The organism is Microcoleus sp. Pol14D4 (assembly GCF_036701245.1).
Taxonomy (GTDB): domain Bacteria; phylum Cyanobacteriota; class Cyanobacteriia; order Cyanobacteriales; family Microcoleaceae; genus Microcoleus.
In genome coordinates this window covers 46,195-60,443 of record NZ_JAUBQM010000037.1, presented here as the reverse complement: position 1 = coordinate 60,443, position 14,249 = coordinate 46,195, and the positions used below count along the sequence as shown (strand labels likewise).

Here is a 14,249-nt window from a genome sequence, read left to right as displayed (position 1 = left end):
CATAATATTTTTTTGGAAATATGTGTTATTTTTGACGCTCAGAGGACAACTTCATCATACCATAGTTCAGCAACGCCGAAAAAGTTTGAGGTTGTCCGGATGGCGCTGGAATTCTCAGGAAGCTTAATTGGTAGATGCACCCTGATTAATTAACTCCCGACCAATTTTGGTTTGGGGTTTTTTTTGCGGTATCGAGGGTGATGCTGAAAAAGTTTGAGGTTATCCGGATTGCGCTGGAATTCTCAGGAAGCTTAATTGGTAGATGCACCCTGATTAATTAACTCCCCACCAATTTTGGTTTGGGGTTTTTTTTTGGCGATCGCACCCCAAACCACAAATTTTTGCAAATTTTCCCAAACTGTCCGGAACAGGTGCACCTCGAAGCGGAGACTAAATTAGTAGATGCACCCTGATTAATTAACTCCCGACCAATTTTGGCCGGGTTTTTTTTGCCGATCGCACGCCCTCGCCACAAATTTCCGCAAAGTCTACCAAAGTGTCCTGAAAGAGGTGGTGTAAAGCCGGAGACTAAATTAGTAGATGCACCCTGATTAATTAACTCCCGACCAATTTTGGTTTGGGTTTTTTTTTTGCCGATCGCACGCCCTCGCCGCTAATGTTCGCAAATTCTACCAAAGTGTCCTGAAAGAGGTGTTTTGAGGCGGGAGATTAAATTAGTAGATGCACCCTGATTAATAAACCCCAGCCAATTTTGGCCGGGGTTTTTTTTAGCTCAAAAGCTGCATTAACTAATTAGGCTAAATCGCCTCAAAAGACTGCACCTCAAGAACCGGGCCGATCATAGCAAAAGTCATCACATCCTTGCGGACTTCACCTTTAACACTGACTTTCAAACCAGCTTTTTTCAAATCAGAAGGAGCATCCTTAAGTTCGTAAGTTTCCCCATCTTCGCCGACCAAAGCCCAAGTACCGGGACCCAATCCTTTGCGTTCAATTACACCTTTGACAGTAATACTCATGCCGATCGCACCTCTGTTTTAATTGCTAAACGTGCCAATCCAAAACACAGTAAAGCATTGACAATCAAGAATGTTTGTGATACCAAACCTGTGCCCAATCCCCAGACTGCGGGAGACACAAAAGCATTAACCGCTAAACTGCTGGCAAAACCGATCGAAATTGCGATCGCGATCCACTTCCACTGTTGATGTCCCAACAGCAAAGCAATCAAAATCCCAGGAATCAAAACGCTAGCAAAAAAGGGATTCAGCATACTGCTGCCATTAATTGCGCCTCCGAGTTCGGGAATAGAACTGCCCATTACCCGCATCGGCCACTGCGGCAAGTCAAATACAAACAAGTTGCGGAGGAAAAAGAACCCAGAACTACCAGCCATCAAGCCGCCGGAAAAGCCCCAAGTCCACTGGAACGGAAAATAATTCCGCAAAAAGAAAGCCAGCAGGTAAGAACCGAGCACCATTGCAATTTTAGGCAACAGGGCGACTGCACCGCCGTCAATCCAAAACCGGGGGTTGAGATAGCCATTATCGCGCAGCCAGCGGAAGAAATCGCGGAAGTTGATTTGTCCGCGCTGGGCTAGCTGAACTGCGGCGGCTGCGTCTAGGTGTCCCGAACCAAAATGGTTTAACGGATCTTCAGTGACAGTTCGCGAGGACTGCAAGAGTACGCTGCGAATTTCGTCTGGTTCTGTGATGCCGGAAGCCTTGACAAGGGCTGCAACGGCTGCAACGTGCGGAGAAGCCATGCTAGTGCCTTGGTAGCCTTCAAAGACTTCGGCGCCTGTGTCCGGGTCGATCGTACTTTGCAGGATCTTGCCCATTTCAGAACCGCCGGGGGCTGAAATATCAACTCCCGCGCCGAAATTGGAGTAAGAGGCTTTTTCGTCGTCGGGGCCGAGGGCGGAAACGCCGATGACGTGGGGATAGCGGGCGGGATAGGAAGCGGAACTTTCGCCGGAGTTGCCGGCGGCTGCGATGATGACAACGCCTTTAGAGTGGGCGTAGTCGATCGCCTCTTCCATTAACTGACTCTCACCGCCGCCGCCGAGACTCATGTTAATCACGTCGGCGCCGTTGTCAGCAGCAAATTTAATCGCTTCGGCGATGTCAGAAACCGTGCCGCCACCGCTGCCGCCTAACACTTTCAGCGGCATTAAAGCTGCTTCGTAGGCGATGCCCGCAACGCCATAATTGTTGTTAGTTGATTGGGCGACTGTACCTGCAACGTGAGTACCGTGGCCGTTGTCGTCGTAGGCTTCGGCGCGATCGTTTACAAAGTCATAGCCCGGTACAAATTTGGTTTCTTTTAAGTCAGCGACTGGAGTAATACCCGTGTCAATTATCGCTACTGTTGTGCCGCTGCCTTTGGTTTCGTTCCAGGCAGATTCTACGTTGATACTGCGGAGATTCCACTGCTTGGTATACATGGGATCGTTGGGAATCTCAAAAGCGCTGTAGACAAAGTTCGGTTCAATGTATTCGGTATCCTTAGCCAAATTTGATTTTCTCAGGGCGTTTAGCAAAGTGCGATCGCCCTTAACTACATATACATTGTCGGCCGCTGAGAATTCGCTGTTGAGTTGCGGTGCGACTTGGTACTGTTGGGCGATCGCATTTACTTCTTTCGCAATCTCAGCAGCACCCAAATCTTCGCGGAAATCCAGCACAATCGAGTCGTAAGTGCCTTGAGTAGCAAGTCCTGGGAAGTTAGAAATCGCCCAGCCGAGCCCGATTAAAAATAAGCACAGAAGGAAAAACTTTTTCATTGCCGATCGTCCGTTTAGGGAAGGCGTGTTCACCACAATAACCCAATTTTCACCGCCAGCGCCAGTTTTCCTTGCTGCGACTTGTGGATATCTCCCACGCGAGCGTTTGGTAGTTTTTGGCAGTGGCTGTTGCTAGAACCCAAATTGCTCTAATTTATAGTTTAAATTGCAGAGCAAGTTTGAGGAGTTCAATTAATTGTATCATTAGAGAAGATAACAAACAGAACAAGCGAGTATTTTCAACAAGGGTATCGCATGGAAAGAGGTTTAATGTGGCTGCCGCTGCTGGCAATTTTTATTTCTCTGGCTTGGGCTGGATGGAACGAGTATCAAAAGCTAGAAGCGTATCGCGTCTGGGCCGAGCAATTTGCTAAAGCCAAGTACGATATTTATGCTGTACTCGGTCAAAAAGAAGACTGTTTAACTTGGGGAAAACCTACTCGCAGCGGACCTGTGAATTTGCAAACTTTTTCATTAAAAGACGTTGAGTCGCTGCGGTTGTTAATCAACTCTCAGGCAGTTGATTTAGAGTCACCGCCAAATTCGGGAAGTCCAATCGCCCTCGAATTTTTGTTGAAAGATGCTCCTGCGGTGCAAGTTCCTTTTACAGAAATTCCTCTAGCGACTAAATGGGGAAAACACTTGCAGCAAGAATTGCAGCGCTTTAGGTAAAAACACTCTCCGGCGGGGCAGCGTATCAGATATCAACTCGGCTACTTGAAGTTACAAAAGTCTGTCAAGCTGGTAGTAGAAAGAGAACTTACGTAACAAATCCTTTGAGCTGCTATCTATAAAAGTACAGGGGGTACGGATCACCCGGAGGACGTGAGTTCGGGCAGTAAGTAGTAGAGGTAGTTTCCCCCTGCCTAGCCGGATCGTGTTCCGTGCACACCTTAGAGTTAAAGTTATTGACCAGCGCGTCCTAAAACAGCTAAATTGCCAGCCCCCCAATCTGCGGAATGCAAACACAAGAATTTTTACAGCGCTATCAACAGGGAGAGCGCAACTTTGGTCACATTGACCTCAGCGGCGCTAGTTTAAGCGGTGTTAACCTGCGAGAAATAGACCTCACTGGTGCTAACTTGACCGGTGCTAATTTGAGCTGGTCTTTTTTGAGCAATGCCAAGTTGACAGGGGCTTGTTTGCGCCGCGCGGATCTCCGCAGTGCGGGGCTGGCTGGGGCGAATCTGAGCGGGGCAAATTTGAGCGGGGCAAATCTTGCTAAAGCGGATTTGCGCCTTGCTTGTTTGACAGCAGCAGAACTCAATTGGGCCGCGTTCCCGGAAGCGGATTTGGGCGGTGCTAATCTTCAAGGAGTTAAATCTGACCAGATTAATTTTGCTGGGGCTAAACTCGACGGCGCGAAGTTGATGGCGGCGGAATTGATGGAGGCGAATTTCAACCGCGCCAGTCTTGTTGGTGCTAATTTAACGGGTGCTAATTTGCGGGAAGCGCATTTGGTGGAAGCGAATTTGCGCTCGGCAATTTTAATCGGTGTAAATTTGATTGAATCTGACTTGAATGGCGCTCAAATGCGATCGGCAAATCTGACGGGCGCTGACTTGCACCGAGCTGTGCTGGCGGGGGCGGATTTGACTGAGGCGGTGCTGGATAACGCTGATTTGAGTCGAGCTAATCTGGCGGGTTCTTATTTATTGAAAGCGAGTTTTAAGAAGGCGCTTTTGCTGCGAGCTAACCTGCAAGGAGTGTATTTGCTGCGGGCAGATTTGAGCGAAGCTAATTTGCGAAGTGCTGATTTGCGGAAAGCTGATTTGAGTGGCGCTTATTTGATGGATGCGATGTTGGGTGAGGCGGATTTAAGAGAAGCTTGTTTGATAGAGTGCCGTTTGATTCGGACGAATTTGGAGGGGGCGCAGCTTACGGGTTGCTGCATTCAAAATTGGCAAGTTCAAGATGTCGATCTGTCGAGAGTTGACTGCAGCTATGTTTTTACTCAGTTTGATTATACTGCGAAAGTTGCGGCAACTCGCTTTCCGGTCGATCGCGATTTTGAGTCGGGGGAATTGGGGCGGCAGCATCAAGAGGACAGTTCTATTGTCAAGGTGTGTTTTGATGAATCTCCTAATTGGGAGGCTTTGGTTTTTACACTGCGTCGCGTGGAGTTGGAAAGCCGCGAACTCAAATTGAACGTTCAATTTTTTGAGTCTGCGGGAGAACAAAATTTACTGCGGCTGAGCGCGAACCGTTTGGTGAACGGCAAAATTTTGGGCGATCGCATTTTGGAGCTTTATCCAGATATGTTGGAAAAGGTTTTAGCCAAGGACGCTGAAATTTTGAGTTTGCTGGACTTGGCTGTTCCTAGTAACAATGCGGAGCCGATCCAAAAGGAAGCATTGCTCAGAAGACAGGAAATATACCAGCGAATGGTGCGCCAAATTTCGTTTATTTTGATGTCTCAGACGCCGGATAAATTTTCCGAAAGCGTGCAGCGGCTGTTGGATTATTTGAAGCAGCAAGGTATCCCGACAGAGCAGATTCAAAAGAAAGTCATCAGTCAGGCGATCGTGCAGCGGGCCAAGCAAGACCCGGCTTTTCGGGAACAGTTGCTTGCGTGGGAGAAAACGGCGTCCGATCGCGTTCGTTGTTCGATGATGGGGGAAGCGGTGCGGTATGCAATTACCCTTTTGATCGATTATTAACAGTTAATTGTGAACACTTGAAGCCGGAGAGCGGCTAAGGCCCGGATTTCCTCGTCGGCGTCGGAAATTGCAAGCATTGTACAGTAAGCCAAGCAAGACTCGGTGTTTCGGGAACAGTTGCTCAGGTGGGAGAAAACGGCTTCGGATTGCGATCGTTGTTAGGTAATGGGGGAAGCAGTGCGGTTTGGGAGGCCCTTTTGTGGGAATGAATACACACAAAAGGGCCTCCCCATTAAAAATCCTCCAACCAGAGCTCGATTTAACTGTGCGGTTAATTAGAATATAGTTCAGTATCTTCCTTCAAAAGCTTACACAACTCATCCAAATCTTTCTTACTGTGTTCAATCAGTTTTTCACCTCGGTTCTCTAGGTACTCAATATTACTGGGACTTGCGTTGTCGATTTGATCGTGACCATTATCGCTACTCAATTGAAGTTGAAAACGATAGTAGTTTCGGTGATTTTCTTTATCTCCTTTAGTCACCATTAGCTGATCGAGTTCATACGCAACCGATTCGCTTTGGCTATCTAGAACAACGTTAATTAAGGGAACAGCCCATTTTAGTTGACCCCAGTTTTTTGCTTCTTTATACTTATATTTCTTAGTTAGTGATCCCGTACCTAAAGAAACAACAAGGGTCTCAGTACGTTGTAGTTCTTCACCAGTCTTTTTCTTGTAAGAAATCATCGCCTCCATCATTGCAAGTGAGGAAGGATTATTTGCAAAAATTCCGCCGTCTACCAAAGCGTAATATCCCTCATCGGTATGATGTCCCGTTTCGAGTTGGTAGGGTGGAAAGAATGTCGGTGCAGCAGAAGTCGCCATTGCTGCTTCCCACATTTTGAATCCCGTACATACTTTCCGGCTATCAAAACTCTTGATTTCCTCTGCGTCCCGATTGCTTGTAAAAAAAATTGGTGCTCTGAGTTCGATATCATAGCTCGGGATGAAAATTTCTCGTAATGCCTCTTCAACCTTAGCTTCACCTAAAAGATCCTTTAAAACTTGTTGCCTACCTTTTGGGTTGTGCTTGGGTTGTAACAAATCATCAAAATCCAGTGGAACATACTCATTAAAAATTTTTTGTCCATATTTGCGATAGAAATTTACAAGTTCGGCAGCGGTATACTCTGGCTCACGATTGATGCTAGAGTCTGAGTTCTTTCTAGTTAAACCCAGTGCTAAAATTCCTCCTGTTGAAGTGCCTGCAATAAAATCAAACATTGTTGCTATGCGTTTTCCTGTGCGCTCTTCAATGTAGTTGAGAATGATCGCAGGAATAATACCCCGAATACCACCACCATCAATTGATAAAATTCTTCTCTTGAATTTAGTACCCATCACATTTACTCCTTTAGATATTGCTTAAATTATCAACTGAAATGAAACAAACTCATACAGCATCAAAATACCAACAGCCAACGTCATCATATGGTTTCCGGTTGCATCGGAATAATAAAATCGAGTCAACAGTTAACAGTCAAAAAATTATTTCTTCGAGCCACCAGTCAACAGTCAACAGTCAACAGTCAACAATTATTTTGCTCGTGCAACCGGAATTTATATGAATCCAACCCGTCGTTAGTGCGGTAACTTGCTGAGGGCGTGCCAAGTTCTATAGCCGACAATTCCATCTTGCGGTAAAGCCTTGCTGAGTTGCAATTGTCGCACTGCTACATCTGTCATCGTCCCGAAGAATCCGTCAATGGAGCCGAAATAATATCCATTGATTTTCAAGACATTCTGAACAATTTTAACAGCATTACCAGAACTGCCCTTCATGACTATCGGCATATTCACAGGTGCACCAGAGTATAGTGCTTCCCAAGTGATAGGGCCGACAATCCCATCTTCTTTTAAAAAGACGCGGTGTTGATAACCTTTGACCGCGTTTTGAACTTGCACACCGAAGATACCGTCAATCGGGCCGAAATAAAATCCCCAATGATATAGAAGCTGTTGTAGTTCCTTGACAGCTTGACCTGTTGAACCCATTTGTAAAGTGGGTTTGTTTACTCCAGTGGTTTCAGCAAATGCCAGATTTGATTGAGCAGTAGTATCGGCGACGAGAGCCATAGTTTCATTGTTCAAGCTTCTTTCTTCGGTGTACATAATGTGGTTTCTCTCAACATTTAAGTTTTAGTCTTTGATATTTCAGGTATAACTGGTGGGATTTGTGAATGCACAGTCACTTTTTGGAGTGTCACTCATGTGAGTGTCACTCGTTTGAGTTAGTCCCAGTGTTAACTGTTAATTTCTCTTCCGGCTGCGCCGGAATGATATTCTGAAAGAATCTTAAGAGTGCAACGAGGACAAGTTATGCCTAAACGTCTAAAGTTGGAGTCTCCTCAAACTTCAGAAAGAAGAGTTGTCTCAACTTTATCGTCAAGCATCGCCTCCAATTGAACGGACGCACTACCAAATAATTTGACTCTTGGCAACCGGACAAGTTAAAGAAGATTTTGCTTCGGTCACGAGCTAATGTCGTAACTCGATATATCGCGAAAGTTCCTTGTTACAATTCATATTATTTCAGTGCTGCCAAGTTCTTCTAAAGCAACCTTCTTTGATTAAAGAGCTCACTTGTTTTCACGGGTGGCAAAAAACCATAGCTAGATCATTCCGGCACAGCCGGAATTGATATCATCCGGATAACCGCAGCAGATATCAAACAAAGCCGAGATGTCGCCACCCTGCTCAATTCACTCTGACCGCGGGCGAGAATTCACAGCCTGAGCAATCTGCCCCTCTTGTTTCTCAACTGCCACCAGTTCGTAAGTCGCCAGAGTCTTATTAATCCGCGCTAAAAAGCGAGCATTGCACGGTAACTCTTTAGCAAGGGTGGAAGAGCAGGTATGATTAATTTTCTGAAGTGCCTAAAGGATTGTTTCCAGTTATATCAATTCCGGTAGCATCGGAATTGTAAAGTCCAGTCAACAGGCAAAAATCACAGATGGTGCAACCGGAATCCATCTAATTCATCTGCGTTAATCTGTGTTAATTTGCCCTCATCTGCGGTCAAAAAAGAGAATTTATCGGGCCGCAGATGACAAGAGATAGACGCAGATTCACGCAGAGATAGAGAACAGAGATAGGAATAATTCCGATGCTAACAGATTTGATGTTACCAATCTTGACTGCGTAGCCGGCGACCCGCTAAGGCCCGGATTTGCTCGTCGCCGTCGGAAACGGCAAGCGATCGCAACAACGGCACAACTCCGGGATTTTCGGGATAATGTTCGATAATCGCTTCGAGCGCTGTAAATCTGGGATTGTAAGGAAAAGAACCGTTTTGATTGTCAACATCGCTCAAAGCCCGATCGCGCAAAAACTCAAACATTCCCGGCTCGTCTTTCCATCCACGCATTAACTCTACCAGGGCGATCGCCCGCACCTGCGAATCTTCATCCTTTTGAGCTCTACTTTTGAGCCACTCGAAAGTTTGAGACTGATTTGTCCGCGCCCGGGCTAACTTTTGCAAAGCCATTTGCCTGACAGCCGGACTCTCATCGCCCTCTGCTTTTGCCTCCAGCAGCATCCAAGTTTCAGGGTTGTCCGGCCAGTTGTAAGCGAGTTCAAGCACCGCCGCTGGGCGCACCAGGGCATCGCTAGAATCGAGCTGAATTTTCAGCCAAGGCAAGGTTTCCTGGTCGTCGAGCCACCCCCGCACGATCGCCCGCACCAGCACGCTCAGCAGGTGAGAATCTTGCTCTGACTCGACCAGGCTTTTGAGGAAAGGCAGCGTCTCGCCCCGGTGAGACCAGCGTTTTGCGATCTCTTCCACGGCAGTTTCTCGGACGTTCAGGTGTCTGTCTGACTCGGCGAGATTTTGCAACCAAGTAAAGACTTCGAGACGGGGTGACGGCAGTGTGGCGACAGCTTCCACTACTACTTGTCGCACAGTCCAGTAATCTTCGGAATCAGCTATTTTTTGGAGCAGGGGCAGGGTTTCTGGGTGGTCGGGCCAACCTGCTGCTATCTGTTTTAGGGCTATTTCGCGCAGGTCGGCGTCGCGATCGCCCAATGCTATATTTTTCAAAAAAGTCAGAGTTTCGGGGTTTCCGGGCCAGCCAGAGGCAATTGCTTGCACTGCTGCCCGCCGGACGCTCGAACTCGCGTCGGACTCGGCTTTAGTTTTCAGCAGCGGGTAAATGTCGGGCTCGCCGGGCCAGTGGGAAGCCAATTCTTCTAAAGCTGCTGTCCGTACTTCTTTGCTGCTGTCGGATTCGGCTAGGGTTTTCAGCAGCAGGCAAACGTCGGCGGCAGCAGGCCAGCCCGCTGCCAACTCCCGCACCGCTACTGTTCGCAGGATAGAACTTCCTGTCTGGGCAAGGTTTTTGAGCAGGGAGACGGTGCCTAAAAGGCTGTGCCAACCTCGGGCTATTTCTTGCCACGCTGCGACTCGCACTCCCAAATTTTCGTCGGATTCGGCGGCGGTTCTCAGCAGCAGCAAGGTATCTGTGCGATCGGGCCAATTAGAGGCTAACTGTTCGAGTGCTGCGGTGCGGACTGCGGGACTTTGATCGAACTGAGCCAGGGCAGCCAGCAGCGGCAAGGTATGGTTCGTGTCTGACCAACCACAAGCGATTTCTCGGACACAGGTCGATCGCACTGCCCAGCTTTGATCGGATTTGGCGAGGTTTTTGAGCATCAGGTAAATTTCTGGCTGATCTGGCCAACCGCGGGCTATTGCTTCGACTGCTGTGGCTCGGACTTCGCCGCAGTCACTGGAGTGAGCGAGTATTTTCAGCCAGGGCAGGGTTTGCGGGTCGTTTTTCCAAGTTTGGGCGATCGCCGCGATCGATCGATTGCGAATTTGATAAGTTTCCTGCAATTCTTGAGCGCTTTGATAAAGAATCAGGAAACCCGTGCCGTATTGCGATAACTTTTTTAAAGCGTTTAACAGTTTTTTTTCGGTTTTTTTATTAACATCATTTTTATTTTTTAACAGGCATTGCGCTGCTAAAAATAAATTAATAAATTTTTCTGGTTGACCGTTTTGCTCGGTGAGATATTCTATAATTTCGCTTGCTGTTTCTTTGTCGAGCTTGGCTGAAATTTCTCTGAGGACTTCGTGCAAAGATTCGTCCCGCCAGTGCTGGCCGAAAACTTGTGCCTTGAGTTCGCCCCAAGTCAGTTGACCAATTTTGAGTTGGGCATGGATTAACTCTGCTACAGTCTGGGGATTATTTTCGGAAACAAGTTTTTTTAACAACATACCGATACCCTGCCCGTGAAGTTTGTTTGCATTCAAAATCCGAAACCATATCCAGTATTAGTTTAGAGTTTGGTGAGCCTTCCTGGAGTAGGTCGCTGATTAACTCCATTTTATACCACAACTACGGGGTCGCGTCCCAATGCAAAATCCGCCACCACCCAGAGAAATGTTAGGTGTTGGCGGATGGCGCTCGAACAATTAAGCCGCTGAATCTAGCTAATAGCTACTTGGACGCGATCGGCTGCAACCCGAACCGCAAAAGTCGGAATTTTTACCGTTTCATCATCGAGACATTGCCCGGTAGCCAGACTAAAGTTTTGTTTGTAAATGGGAGAAGCAACTTTGAGAGTGCCGTTGCGATCGCCCACAATTCCCCGCGACAAAACAAAAGCTTTGCTAAACGGGTCGTAATTGCTAAGCGCATAAACTTCATCTCCGTTTCCCACTCGGAAAATCGCCACTTGTTCGCCTTTAACTAAAGCGCAAACTCCAGTATAAGGGGCGATCGCATCGAGAGAACACACATCTACCCAAGTTGTTACTGTATCGGAAACTTGTAATGATTGAACCATCTTCTTTTCCTGTTAATTTACTTTAATTTCATTCCCAGTCTCCGGCTGGGAACGTAGGTTTCGAGACTCTGCCTCGCTGAAGGAGGCTCTGGCTCACGGTTCGAGGAGGCAGAGCCTCCGGGACTTCATTCCCAGGCAGAGCCTGGGAACGAGATTAAATCTTGCTCCCTCCCCTGATTCAAGGGGAGGGCTGGGGAGGGGTTATTCCGAAACTCCAACCAGAGCCTTTTCATGTTCGTTAGCAGGCCGCGTTTGTCCCCGTTCCGCAACACGAACAATACTCGGATCGGGCAAATCGGAATTCACAAAATGCTGGAACCGCTGCACCTTTTGTGGGTCTTCAATGGTCGTTTTCCACTCACATTGATAAGTGTTCACTAAATGTTCCATCTGCGCTTCTAATTCAGCACAAATGCCAAGAGAATCCTCAATTATTACCTGTTTCAAGTATTCAATACCGCCCTCAAGCTTATTCAACCAAGTAGCAGTGCGTTCCAATCTATCTGCCGTGCGGATGTAGAAAACCAAAAATCGATCGATATACTTAATCAGTGTTTCCTTATCGATATCCGTCGCCAGCAAAACCGCGTGTTGTGGCTTAATGCCGCCATTGCCGCACACGTACAAATTCCAGCCGTTTTCCGTAGCAATGATCCCAAAATCCTTGCTTTGAGCTTCCGCGCATTCGCGAGTGCAACCAGAGACAGCAGATTTGAGCTTGTGGGGCGATCGCAAACCGCGATAACGCAATTCAACCTCGATCGCCAAACTCGTTGAATCCTGCACCCCAAAGCGGCACCAAGTGCTGCCAACACAAGATTTTACAGTACGCAGAGCCTTACCGTAAGCGTGTCCCGACTCAAATCCCGCATCAATCAACCGCCGCCAAATATGCGGCAATTGATCCACACGAGCTCCAAACAAATCAATCCGTTGCCCGCCAGTAATCTTAGTATAAAGCCCAAAATCCCTGGCAACTTCACCCAAAACAATCAACTTATCGGGAGTGATTTCTCCCCCCGGTATTCGCGGCACCACCGAATAAGTACCGTCGCGCTGAATGTTTGCCAAAAAGTAATCGTTCGTATCTTGCAAAGCGACGTGATGCTTCTCTAAAATATGGTCGTTCCAAGTAGAAGCCAGCATCGAACCAACAGCAGGCTTGCAAATTTCGCAACCCTTACCCTTGCCGTGTCTTTCAATCAACTCCTCAAAGGTTTTAATCTTTTGAGAACGCACTAAGTGGTACAATTCTTGACGAGAATATTCAAAATGTTCGCAGAGATTATTTTTGACTGCAAACCCAGCTTTCTTCATCTCCGACTTGAAGATATCCGTCACCAAAGGCACGCAGCCGCCGCAGCCCGTCCCAGCTTGAGTGCATTTCTTGACGCTGGCAAGATCCGTTAAATTGCGATCGCGAATTGCTGCACAAATCTGCCCTTTGGTAACATTATTGCAAGAACAAATTTGAGCCGAATCCGGTAAACTGTCTACTCCAAAACCCGCCGGTACTCCCCCTTCTCGCGGTGGCATTAACAAATCTTCGGGATGTGGCGGCAGAGCAATTTGATTTTGCATGAATTGCAGCAAAGTGCCGTAAGCCGAGGCATCTCCTACGAGAATTCCGCCTAAAATTAGACTGCCGTCTCGATTTAAAACTAATTTTTTGTAAATGCCTTGGAAGGTGTCAGTGACAACAATTTCTTTAGCATCGCCAGACTTGGGAAAAGGATCTCCAAAACTAGCGACATCCACCCCCAATAATTTGAGTTTAGTAGACATATCCGCACCTGTAAAAGTGCTTGTAGCGGGGGAATCCTGCCGGCCATCGGCTGCACGGCTCAAAATATCTGCTGCTACGCTTGCCATTGTATACCCAGGCGCAACTAAGCCGTAGATGCGATTTTGATAGAGCGCGCATTCTCCGATCGCATAAATGTCAGGATCGGAGGTTTGGCAGCTATGATTAATTACAATGCCACCGCGTTCTCCTACTTCTATACCGCAAGTTCTGGCAATTTCGTCGCGGGGGCGAATGCCAGCAGAAAAGACAATCATATCTGTTGCCAATTCCGAACCGTCAGCAAACAGCATTTTAGTAACTTTGCCATCTTCGCTGACAATTTCTGTGGTAGATTTGCTGGTATGAACCGAAACCCCCAACTCTTCTATTTTGCTGCGGAGAATTGCACCGCCCATCTCGTCAACTTGCACGGGCATCAGTCGCGATGCAAACTCAACAACATGAGTTTTTAATCCCATATTTTGCAGAGCATTAGCACACTCTAGACCTAACAAACCGCCGCCAATTACTACACCAGTTTTGCAATTTTTAGCGTAATCTGACATCGCTTCCAGGTCGTCAATTGTCCGGTAAACAAAAGTTCCTGTAGCGTCTTTGCCTTTAATTGATGGCACAAATGGATAGGAACCGGTCGCGAGAACAATTTTGTCGTAGGGAACTTCTAAACCGTTAGCTGAAGAGACTGTTTTTTGTTCCCGGTTGATGGCGACTGCTTTGTCGCCGATGTGAATTTGGATGCCGTTTTCTTGATAAAATCCCGGTGCAACTAAAGATAAATCTCCCGCTGTTTTGCCAGAGAAAAATCCGCTGAGGTTTACGCGATCGTAAGCAACGCGCGGTTCTTCACAAAAAGTAATTAAATTCCAGTGTTTGGCAGCATCCGAGCTGACCATTAACTCTAGGAACTTGTGACCTACCATGCCATTGCCGATTACAATGAGGTTTTTTTTGGCTGTCATTAGAATCTTTTTTATCCCGTTTATCAGTAGTTGGGTTTATTAATATAAGACTTTATTGTAAACTTTTGTACTTATATATACAAAAAATGGGTGTTTATGCAATTGTCGAATACTTTCGATTGCATTTTTGCATGGGGTGTGCGATCGACTTAAGTAGGTGCGTCAGTCGATTTTAGATTTTAGATTTTAGATTTTAGATTTTCTTCACAGTTAAGAATGGTGCGTCAGCTAAGTATTTTTGACAAAACGATTAACATTTTTAGTGTGACGCACCTTACAGTTTTCT

The 14,249-nt window shown here is 46.9% G+C and carries 9 protein-coding genes; 2 read left to right on the top strand and 7 right to left on the bottom strand.

Translation table 11 applies throughout. The annotated features are described in order from the left end of the window. Nucleotides 1-758: 758 nt before the first annotated feature. Together QUA33_RS15175 and QUA33_RS15170 are read right to left on the bottom strand one after the other, a co-directional pair. Complete coding sequence (locus QUA33_RS15175; RefSeq protein WP_333035640.1) at nt 759-980, bottom strand: hypothetical protein; 222 nt, start codon at nt 978-980, stop codon at nt 759-761. Next, on the bottom strand, nt 977-2,746 hold the full coding sequence (locus QUA33_RS15170; protein WP_333149280.1) for a S8 family peptidase: 1,770 nt from the start codon (nt 2,744-2,746) through the stop codon (nt 977-979). Before QUA33_RS15170 ends, QUA33_RS15175 begins: the two co-directional genes overlap by 4 nt. Nucleotides 2,747-3,001: 255 nt before the next feature. On the opposite strand from QUA33_RS15170, the gene QUA33_RS15165 reads away from it, so the two are divergent. Next, entirely contained in the window at nt 3,002-3,418 is a 417-nt protein-coding gene (locus QUA33_RS15165; RefSeq protein WP_333149278.1) for a hypothetical protein, read from the top strand. 287 nt (nt 3,419-3,705) lie between these two features. After that, complete coding sequence (locus QUA33_RS15160) at nt 3,706-5,406, top strand: pentapeptide repeat-containing protein (RefSeq protein WP_333149277.1); 1,701 nt, start codon at nt 3,706-3,708, stop codon at nt 5,404-5,406. A 271-nt stretch (nt 5,407-5,677) separates the two neighbouring features. On the opposite strand, the gene QUA33_RS15155 is transcribed toward QUA33_RS15160, so the two are convergent. The 5 genes from QUA33_RS15155 to nirB form a co-directional block, all read right to left on the bottom strand. Next, nucleotides 5,678-6,748, bottom strand: a complete 1,071-nt coding sequence (locus QUA33_RS15155; protein ID WP_333149276.1) for a patatin-like phospholipase family protein — start codon at nt 6,746-6,748, stop codon at nt 5,678-5,680. Between the two features lie 240 nt (nt 6,749-6,988). Then, nucleotides 6,989-7,519, bottom strand: a complete 531-nt coding sequence (locus QUA33_RS15150) for a peptidoglycan-binding protein (protein WP_333149275.1) — start codon at nt 7,517-7,519, stop codon at nt 6,989-6,991. Between the two features lie 1,012 nt (nt 7,520-8,531). Continuing rightward, nucleotides 8,532-10,625 (bottom strand): HEAT repeat domain-containing protein, encoded by a 2,094-nt coding sequence (locus QUA33_RS15145; protein ID WP_333149274.1) that lies wholly within the window; start codon nt 10,623-10,625, stop codon nt 8,532-8,534. 212 nt (nt 10,626-10,837) lie between these two features. After that, complete coding sequence (gene nirD, locus QUA33_RS15140) at nt 10,838-11,197, bottom strand: nitrite reductase small subunit NirD (RefSeq protein WP_333095670.1); 360 nt, start codon at nt 11,195-11,197, stop codon at nt 10,838-10,840. A gap of 201 nt (nt 11,198-11,398) precedes the next feature. Next, nucleotides 11,399-13,963, bottom strand: a complete 2,565-nt coding sequence (gene nirB / locus QUA33_RS15135; RefSeq protein ID WP_333149273.1) for a nitrite reductase large subunit NirB — start codon at nt 13,961-13,963, stop codon at nt 11,399-11,401. Nucleotides 13,964-14,249: the final 286 nt, after the last annotated feature.

Excerpts from the sequence above, each read along its gene's own strand:
- nirB (WP_333149273.1), bottom strand. The coding sequence starts at position 13,963 with ATGACAGCCAAAAAAAACCTCATTGTAATCGGCAATGGCATGGTAGGT.
- QUA33_RS15170 (WP_333149280.1), bottom strand. The coding sequence starts at position 2,746 with ATGAAAAAGTTTTTCCTTCTGTGCTTATTTTTAATCGGGCTCGGCTGG.
- QUA33_RS15160 (WP_333149277.1), top strand. The coding sequence starts at position 3,706 with ATGCAAACACAAGAATTTTTACAGCGCTATCAACAGGGAGAGCGCAAC.
- QUA33_RS15150 (WP_333149275.1), bottom strand. The coding sequence starts at position 7,519 with ATGTACACCGAAGAAAGAAGCTTGAACAATGAAACTATGGCTCTCGTC.
- nirD (WP_333095670.1), bottom strand. The coding sequence starts at position 11,197 with ATGGTTCAATCATTACAAGTTTCCGATACAGTAACAACTTGGGTAGAT.
- QUA33_RS15165 (WP_333149278.1), top strand. The coding sequence starts at position 3,002 with ATGGAAAGAGGTTTAATGTGGCTGCCGCTGCTGGCAATTTTTATTTCT.
- QUA33_RS15155 (WP_333149276.1), bottom strand. The coding sequence starts at position 6,748 with ATGGGTACTAAATTCAAGAGAAGAATTTTATCAATTGATGGTGGTGGT.
- QUA33_RS15145 (WP_333149274.1), bottom strand. The coding sequence starts at position 10,625 with ATGTTGTTAAAAAAACTTGTTTCCGAAAATAATCCCCAGACTGTAGCA.
- QUA33_RS15175 (WP_333035640.1), bottom strand. The coding sequence starts at position 980 with ATGAGTATTACTGTCAAAGGTGTAATTGAACGCAAAGGATTGGGTCCC.